The organism is Devosia equisanguinis (genome assembly GCF_900631955.1).
GTDB lineage: Bacteria > Pseudomonadota > Alphaproteobacteria > Rhizobiales > Devosiaceae > Devosia > Devosia equisanguinis.
Map to the genome: position 1 here is coordinate 406,651 of NZ_UZWD01000004.1, position 26,185 is coordinate 432,835.

24 protein-coding genes are annotated in these 26,185 nt (G+C 64.3%); 15 read left to right on the top strand and 9 right to left on the bottom strand.

The genetic code is table 11. From position 1 onward, the window contains the following. Positions 1 to 111: 111 nt before the first annotated feature. The 4 genes from DEVEQU_RS02015 to DEVEQU_RS02030 are packed head-to-tail and all read left to right on the top strand — an operon-like array spanning position 112 to position 4,078. Positions 112 to 1,140, top strand: coding sequence for an LLM class flavin-dependent oxidoreductase (locus DEVEQU_RS02015; RefSeq protein WP_126148877.1), 1,029 nt, complete (start codon positions 112 to 114; stop codon positions 1,138 to 1,140). Beyond that, positions 1,137 to 2,135 (top strand): ABC transporter substrate-binding protein, encoded by a 999-nt coding sequence (locus DEVEQU_RS02020; protein ID WP_223214070.1) that lies wholly within the window; start codon positions 1,137 to 1,139, stop codon positions 2,133 to 2,135. The genes DEVEQU_RS02015 and DEVEQU_RS02020 overlap by 4 nt, the downstream gene beginning before the upstream one ends. A gap of 6 nt (positions 2,136 to 2,141) precedes the next feature. Further along, positions 2,142 to 3,305 carry a FecCD family ABC transporter permease gene (locus DEVEQU_RS02025; protein ID WP_126148878.1) on the top strand — a complete coding sequence of 388 codons (1,164 nt, stop codon included), beginning with the start codon at positions 2,142 to 2,144 and terminating at the stop codon, positions 3,303 to 3,305. Further along, complete coding sequence (locus tag DEVEQU_RS02030; protein WP_126148879.1) at positions 3,302 to 4,078, top strand: ABC transporter ATP-binding protein; 777 nt, start codon at positions 3,302 to 3,304, stop codon at positions 4,076 to 4,078. Before DEVEQU_RS02025 ends, DEVEQU_RS02030 begins: the two co-directional genes overlap by 4 nt. A gap of 73 nt (positions 4,079 to 4,151) precedes the next feature. Here the strand turns inward: DEVEQU_RS02030 and DEVEQU_RS02035 are convergent, their stop codons facing one another. After that, positions 4,152 to 5,060, bottom strand: a complete 909-nt coding sequence (locus DEVEQU_RS02035) for a helix-turn-helix domain-containing protein (protein ID WP_126148880.1) — start codon at positions 5,058 to 5,060, stop codon at positions 4,152 to 4,154. 129 nt (positions 5,061 to 5,189) lie between these two features. On the opposite strand from DEVEQU_RS02035, the gene DEVEQU_RS02040 reads away from it, so the two are divergent. Further along, positions 5,190 to 6,125 carry a phytanoyl-CoA dioxygenase family protein gene (locus DEVEQU_RS02040; RefSeq protein ID WP_126148881.1) on the top strand — a complete coding sequence of 312 codons (936 nt, stop codon included), beginning with the start codon at positions 5,190 to 5,192 and terminating at the stop codon, positions 6,123 to 6,125. A gap of 36 nt (positions 6,126 to 6,161) precedes the next feature. Here the strand turns inward: DEVEQU_RS02040 and DEVEQU_RS02045 are convergent, their stop codons facing one another. The 6 genes from DEVEQU_RS02045 to DEVEQU_RS02070 all read right to left on the bottom strand — a co-directional run bounded on the left by DEVEQU_RS02045 (position 6,162) and on the right by DEVEQU_RS02070 (position 12,179). Beyond that, positions 6,162 to 6,677 (bottom strand): GNAT family N-acetyltransferase, encoded by a 516-nt coding sequence (locus DEVEQU_RS02045; protein ID WP_126148882.1) that lies wholly within the window; start codon positions 6,675 to 6,677, stop codon positions 6,162 to 6,164. Positions 6,678 to 6,701: 24 nt separating this feature from the next. Then, positions 6,702 to 7,769, bottom strand: a complete 1,068-nt coding sequence (locus DEVEQU_RS02050; RefSeq protein ID WP_126148883.1) for a MerR family transcriptional regulator — start codon at positions 7,767 to 7,769, stop codon at positions 6,702 to 6,704. A gap of 2 nt (positions 7,770 to 7,771) precedes the next feature. Continuing rightward, positions 7,772 to 9,157: a serine hydrolase gene (locus DEVEQU_RS02055; protein WP_126148884.1), complete on the bottom strand. Its 1,386-nt coding sequence runs from the start codon at positions 9,155 to 9,157 to the stop codon at positions 7,772 to 7,774. Between the two features lie 118 nt (positions 9,158 to 9,275). Further along, positions 9,276 to 10,025 (bottom strand): ABC transporter ATP-binding protein, encoded by a 750-nt coding sequence (locus DEVEQU_RS02060; RefSeq protein ID WP_126148885.1) that lies wholly within the window; start codon positions 10,023 to 10,025, stop codon positions 9,276 to 9,278. Further along, positions 10,025 to 11,086: a FecCD family ABC transporter permease gene (locus tag DEVEQU_RS02065; RefSeq protein ID WP_126148886.1), complete on the bottom strand. Its 1,062-nt coding sequence runs from the start codon at positions 11,084 to 11,086 to the stop codon at positions 10,025 to 10,027. The genes DEVEQU_RS02060 and DEVEQU_RS02065 overlap by 1 nt, the downstream gene beginning before the upstream one ends. Before the next feature lie 4 nt (positions 11,087 to 11,090). Further along, positions 11,091 to 12,179, bottom strand: a complete 1,089-nt coding sequence (locus tag DEVEQU_RS02070; protein WP_126148887.1) for an ABC transporter substrate-binding protein — start codon at positions 12,177 to 12,179, stop codon at positions 11,091 to 11,093. A gap of 192 nt (positions 12,180 to 12,371) precedes the next feature. Between DEVEQU_RS02070 and DEVEQU_RS02075 the strand changes: the two genes are divergently transcribed. From DEVEQU_RS02075 to DEVEQU_RS02090, 4 genes are all read left to right on the top strand, one after another. Beyond that, positions 12,372 to 12,761 (top strand): hypothetical protein, encoded by a 390-nt coding sequence (locus DEVEQU_RS02075; protein WP_126148888.1) that lies wholly within the window; start codon positions 12,372 to 12,374, stop codon positions 12,759 to 12,761. 60 nt (positions 12,762 to 12,821) lie between these two features. Then, a complete protein-coding gene (locus tag DEVEQU_RS02080; protein ID WP_126148889.1) occupies positions 12,822 to 13,349 on the top strand; it encodes a YcnI family copper-binding membrane protein in 528 nt (175 codons plus the stop codon). Between the two features lie 66 nt (positions 13,350 to 13,415). Continuing rightward, positions 13,416 to 15,023: a copper resistance CopC/CopD family protein gene (locus DEVEQU_RS02085; protein WP_126148890.1), complete on the top strand. Its 1,608-nt coding sequence runs from the start codon at positions 13,416 to 13,418 to the stop codon at positions 15,021 to 15,023. 20 nt (positions 15,024 to 15,043) lie between these two features. Then, complete coding sequence (locus DEVEQU_RS02090; RefSeq protein WP_126148891.1) at positions 15,044 to 15,607, top strand: copper uptake system-associated protein; 564 nt, start codon at positions 15,044 to 15,046, stop codon at positions 15,605 to 15,607. An 81-nt stretch (positions 15,608 to 15,688) separates the two neighbouring features. Here the strand turns inward: DEVEQU_RS02090 and DEVEQU_RS02095 are convergent, their stop codons facing one another. Then, positions 15,689 to 17,971: a glycoside hydrolase family 95 protein gene (locus DEVEQU_RS02095; protein WP_126148892.1), complete on the bottom strand. Its 2,283-nt coding sequence runs from the start codon at positions 17,969 to 17,971 to the stop codon at positions 15,689 to 15,691. Between the two features lie 285 nt (positions 17,972 to 18,256). Between DEVEQU_RS02095 and DEVEQU_RS02100 the strand changes: the two genes are divergently transcribed. From DEVEQU_RS02100 to DEVEQU_RS02125, 6 genes are read left to right on the top strand one after another with little or no spacing between them, the layout of a single operon-like run. Next, positions 18,257 to 19,063 carry an ABC transporter ATP-binding protein gene (locus tag DEVEQU_RS02100; RefSeq protein ID WP_126148893.1) on the top strand — a complete coding sequence of 269 codons (807 nt, stop codon included), beginning with the start codon at positions 18,257 to 18,259 and terminating at the stop codon, positions 19,061 to 19,063. Next, positions 19,060 to 20,082 carry a FecCD family ABC transporter permease gene (locus tag DEVEQU_RS02105; RefSeq protein ID WP_206437769.1) on the top strand — a complete coding sequence of 341 codons (1,023 nt, stop codon included), beginning with the start codon at positions 19,060 to 19,062 and terminating at the stop codon, positions 20,080 to 20,082. The genes DEVEQU_RS02100 and DEVEQU_RS02105 overlap by 4 nt, the downstream gene beginning before the upstream one ends. Then, on the top strand, positions 20,082 to 21,149 hold the full coding sequence (locus DEVEQU_RS02110; protein ID WP_126148894.1) for a FecCD family ABC transporter permease: 1,068 nt from the start codon (positions 20,082 to 20,084) through the stop codon (positions 21,147 to 21,149). The genes DEVEQU_RS02105 and DEVEQU_RS02110 overlap by 1 nt, the downstream gene beginning before the upstream one ends. Positions 21,150 to 21,170: 21 nt before the next feature. Beyond that, positions 21,171 to 22,154: an ABC transporter substrate-binding protein gene (locus DEVEQU_RS02115; RefSeq protein ID WP_126148895.1), complete on the top strand. Its 984-nt coding sequence runs from the start codon at positions 21,171 to 21,173 to the stop codon at positions 22,152 to 22,154. Further along, complete coding sequence (locus tag DEVEQU_RS02120; RefSeq protein WP_126148896.1) at positions 22,154 to 23,080, top strand: sucrase ferredoxin; 927 nt, start codon at positions 22,154 to 22,156, stop codon at positions 23,078 to 23,080. The genes DEVEQU_RS02115 and DEVEQU_RS02120 overlap by 1 nt, the downstream gene beginning before the upstream one ends. Positions 23,081 to 23,125: 45 nt before the next feature. Next, positions 23,126 to 24,091: an ABC transporter substrate-binding protein gene (locus DEVEQU_RS02125; protein WP_126148897.1), complete on the top strand. Its 966-nt coding sequence runs from the start codon at positions 23,126 to 23,128 to the stop codon at positions 24,089 to 24,091. Positions 24,092 to 24,137: 46 nt separating this feature from the next. On the opposite strand, the gene DEVEQU_RS02130 is transcribed toward DEVEQU_RS02125, so the two are convergent. After that, positions 24,138 to 25,652 carry a DUF5060 domain-containing protein gene (locus DEVEQU_RS02130; protein WP_126148929.1) on the bottom strand — a complete coding sequence of 505 codons (1,515 nt, stop codon included), beginning with the start codon at positions 25,650 to 25,652 and terminating at the stop codon, positions 24,138 to 24,140. Positions 25,653 to 26,185 lie beyond the last annotated feature (533 nt).

Below are 26,185 nucleotides of genomic sequence, written 5' to 3' on the forward strand. Positions count from 1 at the left end.
CACAAAAGCGCGGGGGAGGAGAATTGCGTTTATGACCGGTCTGCGGACCGTGCCGGCTTGCCGGCCGGTTGCTGCTGGCTGCTGTCATGCGCCCAGGGAGGGGACGGCGCGATGAGGGTCGATATTGCCGGATTTACCCGCGGCTCCAAGCGGCTCGACCATCGCCAGGTGCTCGACTTCTGCGCCCGTATGGATGGCCTCGGTTTTGACGGCCTTTGGTTCAACGAATTCCATTTCCAGCAGCCGCCCGATCCCTATCCGTCGACGCTGCTGCTTGCCGCCTCCATCCTGGGAGCGACAAGACGCATTCGCGTCGGCACCTCCATCATGGTGCTGCCGCTCTATCATCCGCTATTGCTTGCCGAGCAGGTGGCGCAATTGCACGGCCAGAGCGGTGGCCGTTTCGATTTCGGCATTGGCCGTGGCACCTTTCCCACCACGCTCGCGGCCCTGGGCATCGACCCGGCAGAAACCGGCAGCCGCTTCTTCGAGGCCTTCGATCTCATCCGCTCCGCCTGGCATGAGCCCACCCTGGTCCCCGCCGACAGCGTCTGGCCGACCTCCAGCTTTGCGGTCGGCCCGCTGCTGCCCGAGGGCGATGACATCCCCGTCTATGTGGCGGGCTCCAGCCCCGATACGGTCGGCTTCGCCCACCGCCATGGCCTGCCGCTGCTGCTCAGTCTCGAACCCTCCGAGCTCCGGCAATTGCAGGTGCATGACACCGTTTCGGGCAGTGCCACCGGCCTCTACCCGGCGGATTTCTCCATTTCCCGCTATCTCACCATTGCCCCCACCCGCGCCGCGGCTTTGGCCTTGGTCGACGCCTTGCTGCCCCGGCTTTACGAGCGCCGCCTGCGCTATGCGCGGCTCAACAATCGCCCCCTCGACGCCGTCAGGCCGGTGGATCGCGACCTCTTCCTCGCCGAGCAGATGATAGCAGGCGATGCCGATGAGTGTGCCGCGCAGCTGCTGGCCCTGCGTGACCGCACCGGCATCGACAGCATCCGCCTCATCTTCAACTGCAATGGCGAAGTGCCCGATCCCGAGGCCGACGCCATGGCAACCCTGTTCGGACGCGCGGCGCTGCCCGCGCTCCACGCTCTTCCTGCCCTTTCACCCAAGACGGAGATTTCCCGGTGACCTTCCATTTCTCGTCCCGCTTCAACCTGCGCACCGCGCTGGCGCTTGGCGTCTTTGCCCTCGCCGTGCCCGCCATGGCGGCCGATGCCTTCCCCTATACCGACGACAATTGCGGCGTCGTCACCACCTATGAAGCGGCGCCGGAACGGGCGGTAACGCTCTCCAACAACGCCACCGAGCTGATGCTGGCGCTAGGCCTCGAAGATCACATGGCCGGCACGTCCTACATGGCCAACCTCAAGATCAGCCCGGCCTATGAGGCGGCCTATAAGCAGATCCCGATCATTTCCCCGCTCGTGGCCACCACCGAAGAGCTGCTCGCGGCCGAAGCCGACTTCGTCTATGCCGGCTATCCCGATGGCTTCAGCGAATCCCGCCACACCCGCGACCAACTGCACGATCTGGGCATGAATACCCGCCTCAATGTCGAAGGCTGCAATCTCGGGCCCTTCGGTTTTGCGCAGCTCTTCGATGAAATCCGTTCCGTCGCCCACATTTTCGGTGTCGCCGAACGTGGCGAAGAGCTGGTTGCGACGCTCCAGGCCCGGCTCGATGCGGTTACCGCCAAGCTCGATGGTGCCGAGCCGATCAAGGTCTTCATCTATAATGGCGGCGATGCCCCGCCCAATGGCGTTCTCGGCCATACCCTGCTGTCGCAGGCGGTTGCTGCAGCTGGCGGCGAGAACATTTTCGCCGACATTCCCAACCGCTATGGCCAGGTGAGCTGGGAGCAGGTCGCCGAGAGTGCGCCCGACTACATCGTGGTGTTCTATTCGGGCACGGCCAGCGGCCAGGTGGTCGCCGATCCCGATACCGAACTGGGCCAGGCCCGCATCGACATGCTGAAATCCATCCCGACCATTGCCGAGGTCCCGGCCATCGTCAACGAGCGCTTCATCCTGGTCAATTCCGTCCAGGGCCAGCCCGGTCCCAGCACGCTTGATGCGGTGGAACGCATGGCCAAGGCCTTCCATCCCGAAGCGTTCGCGGAATAGTCCGGCATGAATCAGCACCGGCCCCATATCGCCAGGGGTGCCGAGCAAGCACGGCTTCTCGCCGTGCTGCGCTCCAAATCTCCTGCCGAGCTGCAAGGAGCGACCGCGTCTGCAACCCAGACACGCGCGCCGCTCTTGCCCTATCCGCTGGCCATGGCGGTGGCGGGCCTGGTGCTGGTGACGCTGGCCATTCTCGGGCTGGTCTTCGGCTCGGTATCGGTGCCGGTCACCGACACGCTAGGCATTCTCCTCAATGCTCTGGTCGGCCACGAAATCGTGCCGGTCACCTGGCGCGGCGTCTATGAAACCATCATCATTGATACGAGGCTCCCGCGCGTTATCCTGGCCGGCGCGGTCGGGGCGACGCTGGCGGCCACCGGCATGACCATCCAGGCCATTGTCCGCAATCCCTTGGCCGGTCCCAGCATTCTCGGCGTGTCCAATGGCGCCGCGACCGGGGCGGTGGTGGTCATGCGCTGGGGCCTTATCGGCCTCGGCGCCTATACGCTCTACCTCTCCGCCTTTGCCGGCGCTTTGGTGACGCTGATGGTTGTATTCTGGGTAGCGCGGGCCGGCGGCCAGATCACGCCCACCCGCCTCGTCCTTGCCGGCATCGCCATGAGCGCGGTGCTGAGCGCCCTGACCAGCCTTCTGGTCCTGACCTCGCCCGATCCGCAGCTGGCGGCGCGGGTGCTGTTCTGGACCCTGGGCGGCTTTGCCTCCGCACAGTGGAAACTCCTGCCGCTGCCGGTCATCGCCATGATCGTCGGCCTCGGTGTCATGCTGGTGCAGGCGCGTCGGCTCAACCTCCTCATGGCCGGCGACGAAAGCGCCACCGCGCTTGGGCTGGACGTCAACCGTTTCCGCCAGTCCATGTTCATCCTCACCGCCGCGCTGACCGGCATCATGGTTGCCGTCTCCGGCGTCATCGGCTTTGTCGGGCTCATCGTACCCCACATCGTGCGGTTCCTCGTCGGCGCCGACCATCGCCGTGCACTGCCCGCCGTGGCGCTGATCGGCGCCAGCTTCACCATCGCCGCTGATCTGGTGGCGCGGGCAGTAATTTCGCCGCTGGAATTGCCGGTGGGCATCATCACCGCTTTGGTCGGTGGTCCGTTCTTCATCTGGCTGTTGCGCCGCGATGCCAAGGGGCAGGGCCGTTCCTCATGAGCCATATCCAGCCCGGCGCCCTGACGCTCGAGCGCGTCAGCTATGCCATCGACGGCAAGCCCCTGATCGAAGACATCTCGCTCGATGTCGCCCCCGGCGAGATGATCGGCCTTCTCGGCCCCAATGGCGCCGGCAAGTCGAGCCTGTTGCGCACCATCTACCGCACCAACCGCCCCAGCAGCGGCCGAGTGCTGGTCAATGGCGAGGATGTCTGGGTTCGCAATGCCCGCTGGACCGCCCGCCATGTCGGCGCGGTCTTGCAGGACATGCCTGCCGATTTTCCGCTGACGGTGGAGGATGTCATCGCCATGGGCCGCGCCTCGCACAAGCGGCTGCTGGAATCCGATAACAGCGACGACCGCGCCCTGATCGACGCGGCCATCGCCCTGCTGGATCTTGATGCCATGCGCGAGCGCCTGTTCCGCTCACTCTCGGGCGGGGAACGCCAGCGTACCTTGGTCGCCCGCGCTCTTGTGCAGCAACCTGCCGTCCTCGTGCTCGACGAGCCGACCAATCACCTCGATATCCACCACCAGATCAACCTGCTGCGTTTCGTGAGAAGTCTGGGCATCACCGTCATCGCCGCCCTGCACGATCTTAACCTAGCCGCCATGTTCTGCGATCGCCTCTGCCTGCTCGATCATGGCCGGCTGGTAACCACCGGCCTGCCGGACGACGTGTTGACAGAAGACAATCTCGCCCAGGTCTATCGCATCGAAGCCAGCCTCACCCGCAATCCACGCACCGGCACGCTCTGGATCATGCCGGCCTGAGGCGACCCGTATGAGGGGCTTTCAACGGACGGTCCGAGGGAGCGGAAATCAAATGTGAGGGCCTATCTGCGCCTTAGCTGACGCCATTGCCGCTCGGCGGAGGTAGCCTACTGGGATCCGGTCTGGCAGCGTTCCGGAATTTGGCCCGATACTGGCGTGGGGTCATGCCGCGCAGAGCCTTGAACTGGCGGTTGAAATTGGCCAGCGATCGGTAACCCACCGCCTCGGCGATAAAGCCGATCGGCGCCGTGCCTGATGAAAGCCGGGCGCTGGCATCCCCGATCCGCAACCCCGTCACATAGTCGATGACGCTGCCTCCAGTATGGCGCACGAACATCCGATGCAGTCCCGAGACGCTGAGCGCGGCGACCTCTGCCAAGGCGTCTAGACCGATATCCTCGACATAGTGCTGGTGCAGAAAGATGAGCGTGCGGTCGAGGCGCGAGCGATTGCCGCTATCCTGCGGCGGCACCGTGCGCGACAGCGGCTTGGCGTCCTTTGCTTCGGCCAGGCGCGCCAGGATCGAAAAGAGGCTGAGGAGCTTTTCGACCGGCGGCAATCCGAATATGGCCTCGAAATCCTGGCGCAAGCCAAGTCCTGTCTCGGGTCTGAACGCCAGTCCCCCAGCCGCGCGGTCGATCAGCGCCTTGACCGGTTGCAATTCCACCGAGCCCGCAATGGCGGCTTCGATCCACTCCCGCCGAAACCAGAACACCAGCGCCACATGCGGGCCATCTTGCGCGATCTTGGCCTGCGAGGCCCAGCTATGGGGCAGGTTTGGTCCCACCAGGACCAGATCGCCATGGGCGTAATTGCCCACTGAATCGCCCACAAAACGCTGCCCCACCGAATTGAGCGTCAGCGTCAGCTCGAATTCGGGGTGGTGATGCCATTGGAACGGAATGGCGTCATCGAGCCGCCGGTTCAAGAGGCTCCATGAGGCGTCGTCCGAGACCGACACATGTTCAAGATAGGGACGCATCGGGCGCCTTCTTCGACATAAACGCCAGAATAGTATCGAAATTTGCCATGCCAGCACAACACCGTGGGCGCCTTGGTTCTAATCTTGCTGCAACGGGTCGCTGAGAGCGGCCGAAAACGGGAGAAGGACATGCAGCAGGCCACCATGAAACGCGACAGCCACCCAACGACCTCTGCCACCGTTCCGCTCAAGGACATAAAGAAAACCCTTCCCTTGCGGGTGCTCTCCGAGGCTGATTGGCAGCACTGGATCACCAAGGGATATGTCATCGTCCGCCAGGCGGTGCCGGCGGACAATGTCGAGCGGCTGGTCGAGCTGCTCTGGGCCTTCGATGAAAAGAACCCGGATGATCCCTCCACCTGGTATGCGCCGCAACGACGCGAGCACAAGATGAAGGAGCTCAACAACACCGGGATGCTGGAGATCTACAATCATCAATATCTCTGGGATAACCGCATGCAGCAGCGCATCTACGATGTCTTTGTCGACATCTGGGACCGCGAGGACCTGTGGGTCACCATTGATCGCGCCAATCTCAATCCGCCCAAAAAGGTCAAGGGCAACCCCAATGGCTTCGTGCATTGGGATGTCGATACCTCGCTCCATCCGCTTCCCATCGGCGTGCAGGGCGTGCTCAGCCTCAAGAAGCAGGATGGCGATGTCGGCGGCTTCCAATGCGTGCCTTATCTGTTCGAGCACTTCGACAAATGGGTCAAAACCCAACCGGCGGATCGTGATCCGATGCATCCGGACATGACCGGATTGAGCCTGGTCAATATCGACATGGAGCCCGGCGATCTGATGATCTTCAATTCGCTCCTGGCCCATGGTGTGCGCCCGAACCATTCCGACAATCGCGTCCGCATGGCCCAGTACATCTCCATGCACCCGGCCGAATATGACAACGAAGCCGAGCGCGCCGAGCGTATCCGCCTCTGGCGCGAACTTGACCATCCCAAGCGCGACGCCTTCCCCGGCGATCCGCGCGAATGGGAAAAGCACAATGCCGAGACCGCAAAGCTGACGCCGCTGGGCGAAAAACTCCTCGGTCTCACCCGCTGGTAGTGCCTTCTAAGCCCTCGGAGTGGTCCGGGGGCACCTTCACCTGACGTAGCGGTAGACCAGGTCCACCGGATCGGGTGCAACAGCGTGTTTGTCTTCGACCGCACTCAAGCGCCGGACCACGGCCAGCGACTTCTCGTTGTCCGGCGCAAAGTAACTCACCAGCGTTGGCAGGCCGCGCACATCGAGCGCCCAATCGCGCAGCGCCGCTGCCGCTTCGGTTGCATAGCCGTGCCCCTCAAATCCATCGAACAGGAACCAGCCCAGCTCCGGTTCCGTAAAAAGTGGTCCGCCATTGATGCTGACCATGCCCATATCCATGCCGGTCGCCTTGTCGACGATCATCAGCGCCCCATAGCCGAACAGCATCCACGACCCCGCGCAGTGGCAGAACATGCCCCAAGCCTCCCGGTCGGTCAGCGGACCGCCCATGGGAATGGCGCGGGACGATTGCATGATGGCGGCATAGGCCGGGTAATCGGCCTGGGTGAGCATGCGAAGCCGCAGCCTCGATGTCTCAAGGCAAAAATCGCGGTCGAATTGCAAAGTCGTCATCGTCGTAAACCCGCCTTTGAACAATCATGTAAAATAGAGCGTGCTGATCTTGCCCGAGGGGGCAAAGCCGATGCCGATTTCGAGCCGCCCCTGCGCGAAATTGGCAATAAAGATGTCCAGGCCCGTATCGGAAACCCGTGTGAAGTCAAGGCTTTGCAGTGGGCCTAAACTCGCCAACACTGCCGCCATGTGGTCTCTTTGCTCCTCTGCCAGGCGTTTGAGGGCTGGGGCAAGATTGTCGAAATCCGGATCGGCGGCGCCATGGGTGGCGATCACCCCGCGTATCGCTGCTGCGCTGGCGGCCAGCGGCTGCTGTTCGGTAATGCGTTGCGCCAGGGTTGTCTCGGCCAGTGCGGCGCTGGCGCTGTCAATCGGCACTGCCGTTTCGACACCACCATCCTGGTGATGGTTGAGCCCGACCACCGCCCCTTCCCTGCGGGTAAAGCTCACCTGCACCGGCAGGCCCTTGATGAAGAACCGATCCGGCGCCTCCGCCCAGAGCCTGTAGGCCGGCTGACCTGGCGGGCAGAAGTGCAGCTTTCCTTCCACCAGTTTCGTGCGCACGACGAGCCCGTCGGCAAATTGCCACGCACCTTCGAGATCCGCCATCTGGTTGTGCGAGAGGCTTGTCGCCACCCGCGGCCGCGCTTGTTCATAGCGAGCCCATCCGGTGGCGGCTTCGGTTTCCGGCGCCCCTTCCATGGTGTGGATCAGTCCCAGAAGGTCTTCGGTGCTGATGCTTTCCCCTTTGTCGAACCGCTGGCGCAACACGTCGATGGCGCGCAGCCCCGTCTCGGCCTGTCGCAACCGCGCCTCAAGGGCGTGCCTCTGTGTGTCCAGCGCCCGGCCGAGATCGGTGACCTGCCCCGATAACAGCGCGCCGATATCCTTGAGGCTGAGCCCAAATGCCTTGAGCGCGACAATCTCGTGCAGCCGCTCGATCTCGCTCCGGCCATAGAGCCGCCAATCCTTGGTGGTGCGGCGGGGGCTGATCAGTCCCCGCTGCTCATAAAGCCTAAGGGCACGGATGGAGAGCCCGGTGCGTGTGGCGCATTGCTGCGCGGTCAGCCATTCCTCCGTGTCCTTGCCCATGCCTATTCCCGCTCGGCCCGCTGCGTCACGCCATTCTGGTAAAGCTCCAGCCCCACAACCGCCCCGGCCTCGTCGCGCAGGAACCGCACCAATGCGTCCACTTCGGGCGAACCGAATTCGGTTTCGGACAACGCCCGCACGCGCAGCCGCCCCTGTCCGGTCCCCTGCACATAGAGCCGTCCGTCCATGTGCGTGACGTCGAGAGCAAAATCAGGTGTCAGCCGATAGAGCCCCACATAGTCGGCCAATACGTCCTCTGGCACGGCGAATTCGGGCGGCATGGCCGTGCGTTCCGCATAGGGTTTGTTCGGATCGAGCAGATGTACGCCGAGCGCATCGATGTCACCGGAGGTCACCTGGTTGGAGAGGAGCACGAGCCCCATGCCGGTCTCGGGCCGATAAGCCATCAGGGCGCTGAACCCACCGGTCATGCCATTGTGCCAGACGATCCCGTCGGTCTCCAACCAACCCAACCCGATCCTGGCGCCGCCCATGCCGGTGGGGCGGAAGGTTTCGAGCATCAGCGCAAAGGCCGGGTCGAGCGCGCTGGGGGTGGCGCCGCTGGCTGCGGCAATGAACTTGCCCATGTCCCGCGCGGTCGAGCGCCAGCCTCCGGCCGGGGTGAACAGACCCAGGTTCCAGTGGCTTGTGGCATCGCCATTGATGTCGTGCCCCTGGGCAAAGTCGCGATCCGCCGGCATGGCGACGAAGGTGCTGTCCATGCCGAGCGGCGTCAAGATGCGCTCCTTGACGAGGCTCTCATAGCTTTGCCCACTTGCCGTCTCCAGCGCCAGACCCAACAGTGTCGTGCCGGTATTGGAATATTCAAAGCTCTGGCCCGGCGCCCGAGGCAGGGTGAAGCCGGCGAGAAAATCCGCCAAGTCTGCGCCGGAAAAGTCCGCATAGGGATCGTCAGCGCTGGCCGCCAGCACAGCCGGGGGCACCGAGGGCAGGCCCGAATGATGGGTGGCGAGATCGAAAATGGTGATCTGCCGCCCATCCTTTTCCGGCAGCATCAGGCCTTCGGGCATATGGTCTTGTGCGGCATCTTCCAGCGCCAACCGCCCATCGAGCACCAGGTCCGCCAGCAGCAGATTGGTGAAAATCTTCGAGATCGAGCCGATTTCAAACACTGTGTCGGCGGTCACGGCAGCGGCGTTTGCTGCGCCCGACGTGCCGTAGCCAGCCAGTAGCGTGTCGTGCCCGGGCGCGCTCAGCGCCAGGGCCACGCCCGTCGCCTGTCCCGCCGCGATATGGCGGGGGATCAGCTCTTCCGCGCGTTCAAGCGTCGCGTCGATCTCCTCTGCCCCAGCCTGTGCCACGCCGCAAAGCGGCAGCACTGTTCCCATCACGATCGCCAGCGCCAATCCGATTCTGCTCAATGCCATGGGGTCTTCCTTTCCATTCGACGCCCGGGCGGGCGCCTGCGAAAAGGGTCATTACCCTATGACCTAAGGTCCGGTTCAACCCATAAATGGCGCTGGCGTCACAAAATCATCCCGCCCCTCAGGCCGCACGTGCCCCCGCAAAGGCCGGCAATACGGCGCGTTGCCCGGTTCCCTCGAGCGCAACGAAGCACATCGGCACCCCGTAAAGCCGCTGCAGATGCTCAGGGGTCACCACCTCATCCACCTTGCCCTTCAGCGCCGGGCCGTCCGGAAGCATCAACAGTGCCGTGTCGGCAATGGCCAGCGCGTGGTTGGGGTCATGGGTGGTAAAGACGATGGCCTTGTCGCGGCTTTGCCGCAATCCGTCGAGCAGCGTCAGGAGCCTTTGCTGGTTGGCAAGATCGAGCGCGGCGCCAGGTTCATCGAGCACCAGCACGTCCGAGCCGGTGGCCATTGCCCGCGCCAGGAGAACCAATTGCCGCTCGCCGCCCGAGAGATGGTCGAAGCGCTCGGCTTCGAACCGGGCCGCGCCTACCCGCTCCAGCGCCTGCCGCGCCACCGCAAAGTCTTCAGCCTTGGGTTGCCCGAACAGGCCCAGGCCCGCCGCGCGGCCCATCACCACCACGTCGATGACGCGGTAGCTCGCCTGCGACGTCGCGGTTTGCGGCACATAGCCGACGATGTCGGGTGCCCGGCGCTGCCCGGTATCGATCCGCTGAAAGCCCAGCATGGCACGCAGCGCCGTGGTCTTGCCGCGTCCATTGGGGCCCAGAATGGCCATGCATTCGCCCTTGGGCACCGAAAAGCTCAGATTTTCGAATATGGTGCGATTGCCGAACCGTACGCTGGCCGTGCTGAGACCGATCATCAGCGTGCTCCTCTTTCGCGATAGTGTTGACGCAGCAGCAGCGCAAAGACTGGTGCGCCGACAATGGCGGTGAGCACACCCAGCGGAATTTCGGCCGCTGTGAGCGTCCGCGCCAGTGTGTCGACCCCGATGAGATAGGCCGCACCCAGAATGGCCGCGGCCGGCAGCAGCTTGCGGTGGTCATGCCCGACGATCAGCCGGCAGGCATGCGGGATGACCAGCCCGATCCAGCCGACAATCCCCGAGACCGCCACCTGTGCGCCCACCACCAATGCCACCATGGCAAAGATCAGCCAGCGCTCGAGATCGGGCCGGGCGCCGAGGCTACGCGCCTCCGCTTCTTCCAGCGATAGAACATTGAGTCGGAAGCGCAGCGCCCAGAGCACGACGACACCGACGACTATGCCCGGCGCGGCGATGCCCACCCGCTCCCAGGTCGCCGTGGCAAAGCTCCCCAGCAGCCAATAGACGATGGCCGGCAGCGACGAATTGGGGTCGGCGAAATATTGCAGCAGCGACACGAAAGCCGAGAACAGCGCGCCCACCACCATGCCCGAGAGAATGACGGTGACGATCTGCGTCCGACCATCGATACGGGCAATGGCGCCCACCAGGGCCAAGGCCGACAGCCCGAAGACGAAGACCAGCGCCAAGAGCGGCAAGCCCCAGATCCCCAGTGAAATCGCCAGCGCACCGCCAAAGGCGGCGCCCTGCGAAATTCCCAGCACCTGCGGCGACACCAGCGGGTTGCGGAATACGCCCTGCAGTGCTGCCCCGGAAATGGCGAGACCCGCTCCACACAGTCCCGCCAGGATGACGCGCGGCACCCGCACCAGCCAGACGATACGCTCGTCAATGCCTGCGGGCAGGGCGGTGGGGTCGAACAGGCTCGTCCATATGATCGAAAGCGCCCGGTCCACCGGCACCGCATAGCGGCCCACCGTCACACTGACCAGCAGGCTTACAGCCAGAAGCGCCGCAAAGACGGCGAATTGCATCGCCGTCTTCATCTCGCGCTGGGCGGGCCGGCCGACGGCCAGCCCTTCACGTGCTGAGCTCATGGCTTCAGCGGGCCGCGAACTGGTCGTAGCCGGCGGCATCGCCCTGGAACCCGGTCCAAAGAATACCGTCGATATCGGCGTCGCTCAGTTCGTAGTTGTAAAGCACCTTATAGGCGTCCCGCATTTCGGCCCGCAGGTCGTAGTCGAACAGCTCCGGGTGCAGCAACTCGGCCAGCCATATCCAGGTCAATGGCGACTCCTGGTTGGGCGGATCCCAGCGATAGCCGCCCAGTGGCATTTTGTAGACGCGCTTGTTCTGTGCCGCCTGGGTCAGCGACAGGATCGGGTCGTCATAGACCCAGGACACATCCAGTTCCGGTTCGAAACTGTTGAGCAGGATGACGTCGGGATTCCACTGCGCGATCTGTTCGCGATTGATCGACTGGCTGCCGGTCAGTTCGGCAGCGGCATTCTTGCCGCCGGCAAGGTCGATATACCAGTTATTGTAGCTGTTGGGTGCGCCCGAGGCGGTAATGTCGGAGAGAGAGCGGCCCAGATAGAGCACATTGGGCCGCTCTTCGGCGCTCAGCCCTTCTGTCTTGGCAGCGATCGCCGCCATGACCGTGTCGCGCCAGTCCACCAACTGCTCGATGCGCTCAGGCTTGCCGATGGCAGTGGCCAGATTGCGCATATAAGTCTGGGCATTGTCCTCGTTGCCATAGACGATCAGCATCGCGTTGAGACCGGCATTGAGGATTGGATCGACGATCTCCGGGCCACGACCGCCCCATTGGATGACGAGGTCCGGATTGACCGCTGCAAGCGCCTCCACATTAGGGACGAAATCGGTGCCGGTGACGCCGTCGGTGATGTTGAGCGCGTCGGGGAAGATCCGGCCCAGAATACCCTCCCGCAAGGCGGTCAGGGAGAGCGGGTTCATGCCCACCAGCTTCTCGGCGCCGCCATCAATGGCGATGACTCCAGAGGCCATCGGCATCGGAATGGTGACGATGCGTTCGGCGGGCTTGTCGAGCGTGACGGCGCGACCCTCCTGGTCGGTGATGGAAATGGCTTGCGCAAAGGTCGCCAACGGTAGCAGGGCGAGCAAAATTGTTGCGGCGCCGGTGAGACGGCGCGCGGTGCAGACGGTCATCTTTTTCTCCTTCGCCGGCGCGAGGCATCGCCGACATGGCAAGGGGTATTAAAAGATGATAGTAAGAGTCAAGATATTTGCGGTGCGACGTTCTGCCTGCCAGCACCCATCAGCTCGCGCCTTGCCCCTGCGACGAGAAGAACGCTTGAGCCCGCCCCGATTTGCACTTATTGGCAGATGCAGGGGGACTTCATGACCATCTCGGCCGGCAAAATCGTCAGGGAGATCGGGACCGCGCTTGCGGTTCTGGCGATCTATGTCCTGACCATGCTGGCGCCGCTGCATCAGGCGGCGGGGCTGCAGCGTGACCTTGCAGCGCTGGGTTATGACGCAATTGGCGTCTGGTCGGTCTGTGCCCCGCTGACCGAAACCGATGGCCCCGACGGCAAGGGAACTCTGCAGATCAAGTGCCCGGCTGCGGGCATCGGCAAGAATGATCTCGCCGCTATCCTGCCGACTCCGATCGTGTTCGGCCTCTTGCCGGCATCAGGGCCGGTCGTGTTCGCACTCGATTTTAAAACTGCGCTGATCCGACCGGTCGAGCATCCGCGCCAACCGAGAGCCCCTCCAGTCCAAGCCTGATTGACCATTTCTGGCGGCACCCGCCGCTGCAATCAGACCCTTTTTGACTGGAGATCACAGATGATCCGCACTTTCGCTCGCGCCGCCCTGGCTGCCACCACTCTCGTTGCCCTCGCCGTCCCGGCCTTTGCCCATGTGACCTTGGAGACCCAGGAAGCCACCATCGGCAAGTCGTACAAGGCCGTGGTGCGTGTGCCCCATGGCTGTGGTACCGAAGCCACCCACACCGTTCGCGTTCAGATCCCCGAGGGCTTCTTTGCCGTCAAGCCGATGCCAAAGGCCGGCTGGGAGCTGGAAACCGTGACCGGCCCCTATGAAAACGCCTATGACAATCACGGCACCAAGGTGACCGAAGGCGTCAAGGAAATCGTCTGGTCGGGTGGCAATCTCAAGAACGAGTGGTACGACGAGTTCGTCTTCCGCGGCACCTTTGCCGGTTCGCTTGAAGCGGGCACCTTCTACTTCCCGACCATCCAGGAATGCGCCACCGGCGAGGAAGCCTGGCTCGACACCACCGGTGCCGAGAACGCCGAAATGCCGGCCCCCAGCCTCAAGCTGGTCCCGGCCGAAGGCGGCCACAGCCACTAACGGCATTCCCGGGACGGGGCCAGCGGCCCCGTCCCACCCGCTCCGGCAATCCGAAGGGATTTCACCATGACCAGACTGGCGACCCATCTGGGCGCGCTGGTGCTGTGCGCGCTTCTGGCGCTGTGCGGCAGCCTGCCTGCCATGGCGCATGCGCAACTGCTTGCCACCAGCCCCGCCGCCAACACTGTGCTCGATAGCGTTCCGACAACTGCAACGCTTACCTTCAACGAACCAGTGACGGCGCTGGCTATCACCCTTATCGGCGCCGATGGCGATCCGCGCGACCTGCTTGCGACAACCGAGAGCGGCGAGACGCTTGTCGTCACCCTGCCTGCGGAGATGAGCCAGGGCACCCATGCCCTTAGCTGGCGCGTGGTCTCGGTAGATGCCCATCCCATTGCCGGCACGCTGATTTTCTCCGTCGGCACCGCCAGCGCTGCCCCGCTGGCCGAAACTGCCGCCTCCTCCCGCGCCACCACAATCTCCCTCTGGCTTGGCAAGACCGGGCTGTTTATCGCCCTCGTCATTGGTGTCGGCGGTGCCGTCTTCGCGCTGGCTGCACCGCTGCCGGTTCCGGCTCGCCGCGCCGCGATCGCTGCCAGCGCCGTGGGGCTGGTGCTCGCACCGCTGACCCTTGGCCTGCATGGCGCCGATGCCATGGGGCTTGCACCCGATGCCCTGATTGGCACCACCTCCTGGGCTACCGGTTTCCTGACCAGCTACGGCACCAGCGTGCTCCTGCTCCTAGGCGCCTTCGCTCTGGCGCTTGCGGCACTGTTGCTACCCTCTCTTGGCGTCCTTGCCTGGCTGGCCTGGGCGCTTTCGGCTATTGCCTTGGCAGTAAGTGGCCATGCCGGCGCTGCCCAGCCGCAAATGCTGACCCGTGCCGCCGTCATTTTCCACATCGGCGGCATCCTGTTCTGGACGGGTGCGCTCCTGCCTCTGTGGTTTGCGCTGAGCAATCGCGGCGAGACTGCAGATCGCGCCCTGATCCGTTTTTCCCGCTTCATTCCCTTCGCCGTTCTGCCGCTGCTGGTCTCGGGCATTGTGCTCGCCGTCATCCAGCTCGGAGCGCCCGGACCGGCCTGGCTGAGGCCCTATGGCTATATTCTGGCCGCCAAGCTGGCGCTGCTTGTCCTGCTCCTGGCGCTGGCCCTGTGGAACCGACTCTCCCTCACTGCCCCGGCGCTGAAGGGAGAGCTCAAGGCACGTCATCGCTTGCGATTCTCCATCCGCCTCGAACTCGTTCTGGTGCTGCTTATTCTGGCCCTGGTCGCCGGCTGGCGGTTCACGCCGCCACCGCGTGCCCTGGCCGAGGTCGAGGCAGCCCAGGCCGCACGGGCGGCGCTGCTCGAGCCTATCCATGCCCATGCCATGGATGACAAGATCATGGCCGGCCTTACCATCACCCCCGGCACGGCCGGTCCGGTGCGCATCGAGATCGAGGTCACCGACATCGACTACGAGCCAATCGAGCCCGTCGCCGTGGATATCACCTTCAGTGCCCCCGAACGCGGCATCGAGCCGTTCAAAGCCAGTGCCACGCTCCTCGATGGTCTCTGGGTCATCGAGGGCCAGACCATACCCCTGTCAGGACTCTGGGAGCTCATTCTCGACATCCGTGTCGATCGCTTCACCCTCGCGCGTATGGCGACCGAAATCGACATCCCCTGATCAATGCAAGGAACCACGCTATGAATTCCCTTCCCCGCCTTGCCGCTTTGGCACTTCTTGCCATCCTCGCTCCAGCCCTGCCGAGCCTCGCGCATGACACCACGCCCAAGCCGGCTGGCCACGATGCGCATGCCCATGGTGCAGGCGATGCGCACGCTTCCGGCGATGCCCATGCCGGACACGGCAATGGCCACCATGGCAGCGACACCGCCGTCGATCAGTCGGGCCTGTCCGATGTCGAGGCAATCACCGCAATCAAGCTCGCCATGTTCGACACGCCCGAAAATCCGTTGCATATCGGCCCCATCATCGTCGTCGGCGACTATGCGGTCAGCGGTTGGGACCAGGGCGGCATGGGCGGCCGTGCTTTGATGCGCAAGACCGCAAAGGGCTGGGCCATCCACCTGTGTGCCGGTGCCGGCCTCAAGGACGCTGCGGCGCTTGCAGAGATTGGCGTGCCCGAACATGAGGCCCTGCAGATGGCAACCGAACTGGCCGCCGCCGAGGCCCAGTTGCCGCCCGAAACGGTTGCCCTCTACGACTCTTTCGACGGCACGGTGATGGTTGACGAGACCCTGTTCTGAGCCACTGGCTCTACCCGGCCCATAACTGTGCCGCCCAGGCAGACAATGCGGGGGCGGTACGGCTCTGGAGCCGTTCGGGAACTAGGGCGTGTGCCGCCGGAGAGAGTCCCAAGCCTCCCGCCCCAGCACCAGCTTGGCCCCGGCCTCAAGTCGGGCCTCCTTGACGGCGCCGTTCCAGCGCAACGCGAGGGTCCTTGCGGTCCCCGAGAGCAATGCAACCTCCACCGGTCGCCCAGCCTCCCAGGCGAGATCGAGGGTAATGTTGCCCCGCGCCCGTAGCCCGCTGACGCGCCCTTTCGGCCAGGCCGACGGCAGCGCCGGCAGCAGCGTGATCAGCCCCTCACGCGATTGCACCAACATTTCCAATATTCCCGCCGCGCCACCGAAATTGCCATCGATCTGGAACGGCGGATGCGCGTCGAACAGATTGCGATAGCTGCGCTCGGGGCTGAGCAGCAGCTTGAGCACGTCATGGGCGCGTTCGGCCTCGCCTAGCCGAGCCCATAGATTGAGCCGCCAGGCAATGGCCCAGCCGGTGGCCTCGTCGCCACGCAGCTCCAGCGACGTCTTTGCCGCTGCCGCCAGCGCCGGCGTCTGATCGGGTGCAATCTGCTGGCTAGGATAGAGTCCATAGAGATGAGAGACATGCCGGTGATCCCGCTCGGGAGCATCGAGGTCCCAGTCCTCCAGCCATTCCTGCAATTGCCCACCCCGGCCGATGCGGTCAGCCGGCAGACGGTCCCGTGCCGCACGAGCGGAGTCTTGCAGACCACCCGTCGCACCAAGCTGCTGACTGGCGGCCAGATAGGCGTCGAACAGATCGCGCAATAGCTGGCTATCCATCGCTGGTCCGGCACAGACCGAGCTGCCATGGGGGTGCTGGTTCTCCGGCGATAACGTGGGCACGGTGACGAGAAAGTCTGTGCCGGGCAGGGGCTGCAACATATCGAGAAAAAACTGCACCGCCCCTTCGAGCAGCGGCAGCAGCTGCCGCGCCAGCGCCTCGGGGCGGCCGGCATAGACCGCATGGTCCCAGGCCTGCACGCAGAGCCAGGCCCCGCCCATCGGCCATAGCCCCCATTGCGACCCATCGACCGGCCCGGTGGCGCGCCAGAGATCGGTATTGTGATGCAGCACCCAGCCGCGCGCCCCATAATGGGCCCGCGCCATCTCTGCCCCGGTTGCCGCCACGCCCTCGATCAGCCCGATGAAGGGCTCGAAACATTCGGCCAGATTGGCCGGGTCGGGCAGCCAGTAATTCATCTCGACATTGATATTGGCGGTATATTTGCTGCCCCAGGGGGGGCGGGTCGAGCGGTTCCATATCCCCTGCAGATTGGCCGGCTGCCCGCCTGGCCGGCTCGATGCCAGCATCAGATAGCGCCCGTATTGCACGTAAAGTGCCGCCAACCCCGCATCGCCCCCTTGGCCGAAACCGGCAATGCGCTCGTCGGTCGGCAATGCATCCTGCCCCGGCCCCAGATCGATTTCCAGGCGGCTGAACCGCGACTGGTGCGCCGCAATATGGTCGGTCCGCAGCGCCTCATAGGATTTGACTGCTATCGCTTCGCGCCGCGCGGTCAGGGCCGCATCCACATCGCCGTCGACCTTATCGAAACGGCGGAACGAGGTGGCGATATCGAGCGTGATCAGGGCGGCATCGGCGCCCCGCACCACCAGCCGCCGCCCGCGCCGTTCTGCCCGGCCGCCCTCGACCCGCAAATCGAGCCCGATGCCCAGGCTCAACGCTCCATCCACGCCGTGCTCGCCGAAATTGCGCCCGCGATAGTCGAGCCTTGGGTCCTCCCCATCCAGCCAGTCGCCCGGTTGAGGACTGTCAAGCCAGATCTCGAAGCTCAACGCCCCAGGTTTACTGCCGGCGAGCCGCAGCACCAGCAAGTCGTCTGCTGCCGACACGAAGCATTCTCGCGAAAACACCGCGGCATCGTCGCTGATGCCGGTGCTCAATAGGGCATAGCGTGTGGTGGCGATGGCGGTCTCGAGGTCGAGCGCGCGCCGATAGCTCCCCGGCACCGCCTCGTGCTGGAATTCGATGAAGAGATTGCCGGCTGACTGATAGCTCATCTGCGCATGCGGCCGAGCCAACAGCGTCCTATCGGCCAGCGCTTCGGCCTCTTTGTAGCGGCCCTCGAACACCAGCTGTCGCACCGTATCCAGTGCCGGTAGTGCCGCGTCATGGATGGGTTGATAGGGCCCGCCCGACCACAGCGTCGCCTCGTTGATCTGGATATCCTCGCGCCCCACCCCGCCATGCATCATGGCGCCCAGCCGCCCATTGCCCAGCGGCAGCGCGTCGGTCCATTCCACAGCCGGCCCGCGATACCAGAGGCTGTTTCGGGTCATGATGGGTCTCCTCGCTGCCGGTTCGTTGCGGCCGGTTCGGCGCAGTGCACTCTTGTTGATTCCGCACGCCGCGACCAGCCCCGCCGCATGGCGTCGCTGCGCGGCTTTCAATGGTGATATTGACAGTCATGTTAAAGCGGTGCATGTCCCGCCCAGATTTTTTGATAGTTTCAGTCGACTTATTTTCCGGGGAGATGCATCGGTGCACGCTTTCGATCATGGGCAACCAGTCGCCGTCATCGCCCCCTTCGGGCAGCCATTCCTGGCCGGCCTGGAGCGTGAAGCATGAGTCGGCTCGAAACCCTCGGTCTCAGCGCCGGCTATGGCGACGTCACCATTCTCGATGGTGTCGATCTCGTCATTCCCGACGGGCAGGTGACCGTGCTGATCGGCCCCAATGGCTGCGGCAAGTCCACCCTGCTCAAGACCATGGCGCGCATCCTCAAGCCGCAGCGCGGCCATGCCCTGCTCGATGGCAAGTCCATCCACGCGCTCAATACCCGCGCCGTCGCCGCGGCGCTCGGGCTCCTGCCACAGGGCCCGGTGGCGCCCGAAGGGCTCACCGTTCGCGAACTGGTGGCGCAGGGGCGCTTTCCGCATCAGTCCTTGCTGCGCCAATGGACCCGCGCCGATGAGGATGCGGTCGATAAGGCGATGGCCATTGCCCGGGTCGCCGATTTCGCCGACCGCGCCGTCGATACCCTCTCGGGCGGCCAGCGCCAGCGCTGCTGGGTGGCCATGGTCCTGGCCCAGGATACCGATCTGATCCTCCTCGACGAGCCCACCACTTTTCTCGACCTCAAGGTGCAGGTTGATCTCATGGACCTCTTTGCCGGCCTCGCCCATGACCATGGCCGCACCCTGGTCATTGTCCTGCACGAACTCAGCCTCGCCGCCGCCTATGCCGACTATCTGGTGATGATGAAATCCGGCCAGGTCGTCGCCGCTGGCGATCCGCAAGCCATTTTCACCGCCGCGCGGCTCAAGGAGGTCTTCGATCTCGATGCCAGCGTATTGCGCGATCCGGCCAGTGGCCGCCCGGTCTGCGTGCCCTTCGGCGCCCGCCGCCGCATCGCTGAGGCCGCGCAGTGACCGCCGCCGATGCCGTCACCGTCGAGCGGCATCCGCTGCGCGCCATTTCCGGCGTGCCGCTGCTGCTCCTGGCCCTGGTTGCGGTGTTTCTCCTCCACATCGCTGTCGGCGCCAAGCCGCTGGCCGTGACCACCGTCATCGACGCGCTGATCCATTTCGATCCCACCAATTTCGACCACACTATCGTCCGCAATCTGCGCCTGCCGCGCGCCGTCATCGGCCTCGTCGTCGGTGCCAGCCTGGCTTTGGCCGGCGCTTTGATGCAGGGGGTGACGCGCAATCCGCTGGCCGATCCGGCCTTGCTCGGCCTCACCTCCGGCGCCGCCTTTGCCGTAGTGGTGTTCACCTTCCTCTTCGGCGCCGCAAGCCTCGCGGTCGTTCCCTGGGTGGCCATGGGCGGCGCGCTCGGTGCCGCTACACTGGTCTATGCCATTGCGCGCCTCGTGCCCGGCGGTGCCACCCCGCTCAGCCTCACCCTTTCAGGCGCCGCCATCGGCGCCTTTCTCGGCGCCATCATCTCAATCGTGCACCTGCTCAGCGAAGACACGTTCGACAATCTGCGCGTCTGGCTCACCGGCGGCCTCGCCGGGCGCGACATCAATGTGCTCTTTCAGGTCGGGCCCTTCATGGCGCTGGCCCTGATCGCCGGCGTGGTGCTGGCCTCGCGCGTCACCACTCTCGCCATGGGTGATGAGGTGGCGCAGGCCCTTGGCGTCAAGACCGGCCTGCTCAAGGCCCAATTGCTGGCCGTCATTGTTGTGCTCACCGCCTGCTCGGTGGCGCTGGCCGGTCCGCTCGGCTTTATCGGTCTGGTTATCCCCCATATGGTGCGGCTTTATGTGGGGTCCGATTATCGCTGGATCGTCCCCTATGCCGCCCTGGTCGGCGCCATCTATCTCATCTCCGTCGATATCGCCGCCCGCCTCGTCATTGCCCCGCGCGAAATCTCCACCGGCATCATCACCGCCATGATCGGCGCGCCGCTCTTCGTCCATCTCGTGCGCCAGAGGACCCGCTGATGCCTGCCGTCAGCCCACCCCGCCATCTCATCCTGCGCAGTTCGGGCGAGCGCCTGGCCCTGCGCCTCCCACTGCGCGCCCTTCTGGCGCTCTGCGGCCTCGTCATCGTAATCCTCCTGGTCGCCGGCACCAGCCTTGCCACCGGCACCTATGGCGTGGCGCTGGGCGAGGTCTGGGAAACCCTGCGCGGCCTTTCGATTTCGCGCGCGATCGACAATGTTGTCTGGGAGTTTCGCTTCCCTCGTACCCTCGCCGCCATCCTTGCCGGCGCGATGATGGCCCTGTCCGGCGCCACGCTGCAAAACGCTACCCGCAACAGCCTGGCCGATCCTTCCCTGGTCGGGGTCAGCCAGGGCGCTGCGCTTGCCGTAGTGTCCATGACCGTCCTCCTGCCCGGCGAGGCCGTCGCGCTGCGCCCCTGGGCCGCGTTTGCCGGCGCTGTACTCGTGGCGCTGGCCATCCGCTCCCTCTCCCATACTCGCCAGGGCGGCAGCGCCATTCGCTTCATCCTCATGGGCATTGGCTTGTCCGCCTTCATTTCCTCGATTACCTCGGCGCTGATCACCTATGGCAAGATCGACAATGTCATGGCGGCCTTGGCCTGGCTCTCGGGCTCCATCAATGCCGCCACCTGGTCCGATGTATGGACATTGGCGGGCTGGTCTGCGGTTCTCTTTCCCGTGCTGCTGGGCCTTAGCCGCACCATGAGCGCGCTGCGCTTCGGCGATGCCAGCGCCGTCGGCCTCGGCGCCCCGGTGGCGGTGACGCGCAATCTCCAACTCGCCCTCGCCGTCGGCTTTGCCGCTATCGCCACTTCCGTGATTGGCCCGCTGGGCTTTGTCGGCCTCATTGCCCCTCATGCCGCTCGGCGCCTCGCTCCATCCGGCGTTGGGCTGCATCTGCTGCTGACGGCGGGGATCGGCGCCTTGCTGGTGCTCACCGCCGACCTTATCGGCCGCGCCGCCTTCGCGCCCATCCAGATCCCGGCAGGCCTGCTCACTGCCCTCATCGGCGTCCCCGTCTTCGTCGTGCTGCTGATCCGCGGCCGCCCTGCAACCTCCACCTGATCCCACCAGGAGACCATCGCCATGCTGTTCCGCTCCCTTATTGCCACGACGCTCCTCCTTGCCGCGCTGGCCGGCCCCGCCTTCGCGCAGGAGACCCGCTCCTATACCGCCGCCAACGGCACCTTCGACATTCCCGTCGCCCCGCAGCGCATCGTCGCCCTCAACGACCAGATCGTTGCCCTGCCGCTCTACGAGCTTGGCGCCCATGTGGTCGGCAGCGCCGGCCGCATCGATCCCAAAGGCAAGCCTTTCATGCGCGGCGGCATGGATACGCTGGGCATCGATTATGCCAATACCGACATCGCCTTTGTCGGCACCTTCGACACTCTCGATGTCGAAGCCATCGCCGCCCTGCAGCCCGATCTCATTATCGGCGGCCCCTATACCGATCCGGCCGTGGCCGAGCAGCTGCAGAAGGTGGCGCCCACCCTCATCGTCAACAACAACGAACTGGGTATTATCGAAACCCTGCGCGCATTCGCCGATATCACCGGCCAGGCCGGCAATTTCGAAGCCCGCCTCAAGCGCTACCAGGATAATGTGGCCCGCACCCGGGCCTATCTCGAACATTCCGAGGACATTTCGGTCACCATGACCTTCGTGTTTCCAGAAGGCGCGCAGATGTGGGTCTATCGCCACAATGGCAATCTGGGCGCGGTGGCGCAGGTAGTGCGCGATCTTGGCTTTAAGGAGACCGCCGCCATGCAGGCGCTGCCCGCCAATGAGGGCACGATCAGCCCCGAACTGATCCAGATCCTCGATGCCGATTTCATCTTCGGCTTCTATCGTCAGCAGCCCGACGCAACCCCGGCCACCATCCGCGCTGCTTATGAGAAATTCGCGCCCGGCTTCTGCGCGGCGCTGACCGCCTGTCGCAACGGACAGTTCGTGCTGCTGCCGGGCCCCACTTTCGGCCCGACCATGACCGGGTTGGAGCTGACGCTGGAGCTCATCGAAAGCCAGCTTGCCGCGCGGCCGTTCACCCCCTTTGTCGAAGCCGAGTGATGGGCAAGCACGTCTTCTGCACCGATCTCTGCCTGGCACTGGGCGAGCCCCTCGCCGGCACCGGCGATACGCCGGAGCGCGCCCTGCTGCTGGCCTGGCCGCGGGGCAAGTGGCGTGTGCCACGCTGGCAGTCCGCCGACATGTCGCCCGAGCTCAGCGCCGCCATCCATGACGCGGCCATGTCCGGGCTCTATATCGGCCTCATCGACAAGGTAGAGGCGCCTGAAAGCCTGCCGACCCTGCATGCCCAGCCTGAAAACGTCTATGCCAGTTTCGATGACGAAGCCGCGCTGATCGCCGCCATCCGCAATTATGTCGACGGCATCCTGTTCGCCGGCACCAGGGATACGCGCCGCACTATCATCTGCTGCACCGACAGCCGGCGCGATGCCTGCTGCGCGCGCTATGGCTTTTCCACCTACAAGGCGCTGGTCGCCGCCGCCGATCCAGCTCTTTTCAACATCGTGCAATGCACCCATATCGGCGGCTGCCGCTTTGCCGCCTCGCTGGTGGTCATGCCGCAGCGCCAGCGTTATGGCCGCATGACCGCCGAGCAGGCCCCCGCCTTCCTGTCCGCCCTGGCGCGCGACGAGCTTTACCTGCCCGCCTACAAAGGCCGCACCGACCGTCACGAGGCCGAACAGGTCGCCGAACTCGCCGCCCTTGCCTGGGCGTCCGAGCGCGGGCAGGTGCTCAAATCCGTAGCGATTACCGGCGCGATTCCAGAGGCCCCAATCGAGGGCGCGGCACTCAACCTGACGGCCCATCTGCCCCAGGCGGCACTCGCCATCAGCCTCACCGCCCGCAGCTTCTACATGCAGGGCAATTGCCAGATCGTCGCTGATAACGAGGGCGAGGACAAGCTGCGCTGGTGCCTCGCCAGCGTCACGCCCCTGCCGTTTTCCCCCCTTTCAGGCCCCACCTGATCCAACTCAAACAAGGGTCGTTTGCGGCCCGCACTGGAGCCTTTCATGCAGTTCATCCTCAAATTAGCCGCGGTGGCGGTTGTGACGGCGCTATCGCTGTCGCCGGTGCTCGCCCAGGAAACGCGCAGCTTTACCGATGATACCGGTCGCGTCGTTGATATTCCCGTCGCTCCCCAGCGCATTGTCAGCCTACACGACAGCGTGCTGACCATACCGCTGCTCGAACTGGGCGTCCTCCCGGTCGGCAGCCACGGTCGCACCACCGAAGAGGGCAAGCCCTTCATCCGCTCCAGCAACGTGCTGACCGGCATCGACTTCGACAATTCCACCATTCATTTCGTCGGCAACCTGCCCGCCGATGTCGAGGCGGTGGCCGCGCTCGAGCCCGACCTAATCCTCACCACGCCCTGGCAGACCGCCGGCCTCGAGCAGCTCGAAACCATTGCACCCACGCTGGTGCTGGACTCGGGCAAGCGCGACGCTTTCGGCATGCATTCCGTTCTTGCCGACGTCACCGGTACCCAAGATCGCCTGGCCACTCTCGATGCGCGCTACCAGAGCCAGATCGCGCAGATCAAGCGCCTGATCGACACCAGCTCGATCTCCGTCAGCATCATGCAGGGCGTCAACGGTCAGTTCGCTGTCTGGCACACCTATGGCACGCTGGGCATCGTGCTGCGTGACGCCGGCTTCGTCTTTCCCGACCGGGTCAACGCCATTCCCGAAGGCACCAACGAGCTTTTGAGCGCCGAAGCTCTGCCCGAACTCGATGCCGATTTTGTCTTCGTCACATATCGCACTGACGCGCTGGAAACTCCGGCCGATGCCATGAAATATCTCGAAGAGGTCGTGCCGGGCTTCTGTGATTTCCTCTTCGCCTGCCGCGCCAACCAGATGATCGTCATGCCGCGCGAGGAAGCGTCCTCCGCCTCCTATTACGGCCTCGGCGTCATGGCCTACACCGTCATCTCCCAGATTTCCGGTCGCCGCTTCGAGCATAAGCCGGACTAGGTTCCGCGGTCCGCTCGGATGATTGAACGGGGCGCTGTCCGGCCGGTCAGCGCCGCCTTCTGACCCTCAGGGCCAGATGGGGGCGGCCCGGCAGGCGGACACCGAACGCGGCGTCCGCCTTGCCGCCGCGCACCACGGCGCCATGCCGGGTCGGATGGGGAATTGCGGGCGCGATACGCTGGGCAGGCTCTATGGTCATGGCCCAGGTATCGATAAGGTCGACATCGTAGTCGCCGTCGTCGAGCGGCAGGCCGGTCGTCCATTGCGCCGGCTGGTGCTCGCCGAAATAGATATAGCGCACGTCGCCATCCTCGGCCGCCGACATGCGGCTCCACGGCCAGGACGTGGTGCCACCGAGCGGCGTCAGGCCGGCCTTGACGTCTTGTTCGAGCAATTCGCGCAGGAACTTGATGCGCTTCCAGGCGTCACCATAGAGCTCGCCACCCTTGGCCCACCAGATGATGTCTTCGGGGTGTTCGAACGTTTCCCCATGCCCGGCATAGCCGCCGCGCAGCGCCGTGATCCAGAATCGATGCGTCAATTCCTGGGCCGAAATATTGCCCCAGGCGGAGAAGATATTGCCCTCATATTCGGGCTCGTCATTGACCACCGGCTTGCCATAGGCATCGCGCCATTCCGGGGTCTTTTTGACGTCCCAGTTCTGGATGCAGACATGGGTGACCCAGGGCTTGGTGTGATCATAGTTCATCCGCACATCGCCATTATGGATCGAGCGCAGATGGCCATAGGGGTCGTTTTCTCCGAGAATGTGAAAGAAGCGGTCCCATCGCTCCATCGGTTTGGTGTCGAGCAGGAAGTCGTACTCGTTGGCCAGCGACCACCACACATTACGATAGGCCGCTAGGCGCGCCGCCAGATAGGCGACATAGCGATTGTCCTGCTCCGCGGACATGTCGCAATAGCCCCAGCGGTCATAGGGGTGGAAGATGATGATATCCGCCTCGATACCAAGATCGCGCAGCTTGCCGATCTGGCTTTCGAAATGGCGGAATGCCACTGGATTGGGTCGGTCGAAATCCCGCTTGCCATCTGCGCCGACGTCGAAAACGTCATGGAGCGGCTCATTGGTGTTGAACGGATAGTCCTTTGGAAAGACGCCCATGCGGATCTTGTTGAAGCCCGCCGTGGTCAGCGTATTAAGGGTCTGCGCCTGCAACTCGAGCGGCTGGTGGGTCCAGGCATAGCAGGTGGTGCCGAAGCAGAGGAACGGCTTGCCGTCGGCATGGGCGAAGTGGAACTGGTTGGCGACCCGGACAGGGCCATGCGCCCCCTTGAGCGGCGTGGTCGCGGTGAAACTGCCAACCTTTCCTTCTAGCGCGGCCAGGGAAGACCGGGTTTTGTAGTGCCACTCGCCCTGCGTATCGGGCATGAAGCGCAGCACATATTGACCCTCGCCATCGTAGAAGCCCGGAACGCGAATGGAACGGCCGCGCTGCGTGAAATGGGCTTCAAGTGTCACATCGAGATAGGGATTGCCGGTAGCCGGACCCGACAGGCGCAGCTCGAAAATGTCCCAAACGGGCGTCGTGGTCATGGTCATATCCTTGTCGGCCAAGCGTCGATGCGTCCAAGCCATACAGTCTTATGGTGCCTGGGCGCAAAGTGCAGCATGTCGCCATGGATCGCCCTTTGGGCGGCACGGCCCGCTGAAACCTTTCGACATCAGCGAGCCTCGGAGCATGGGTCAATTCCTGGGACGAACGCCGTCATCAACGGTGTCGAGGATCCTAGGCTCCCTGCCCCAAATGCGTTCGCCAAAGGTGGCCGCTTCAATTCAGGCCTGGCACTTGTGGGTGAGGAAGGACCGGAGTTGGTGGAGTTCGGTGGGCCGGGACAGGTTCACACCGCGTCGGAAACGGGAGGTATGCTGTCCGGTGGGTCTTCGGGAAGCGTTTCTTTCCTCATCAACATGGGAGGAATTCACATCCAGGGGGTCAACGATCCGGAGCATATTGCGGATCAAGTTGCGCCGATTGTAGGCGATGTGCCGGTCACACCTTGGCCGCAAAGTTCCAAGGGAGCAATTCGTTGATGCGGTTCTGCTTGTGGTTGGCGACGATGGCGTGGAGCGTG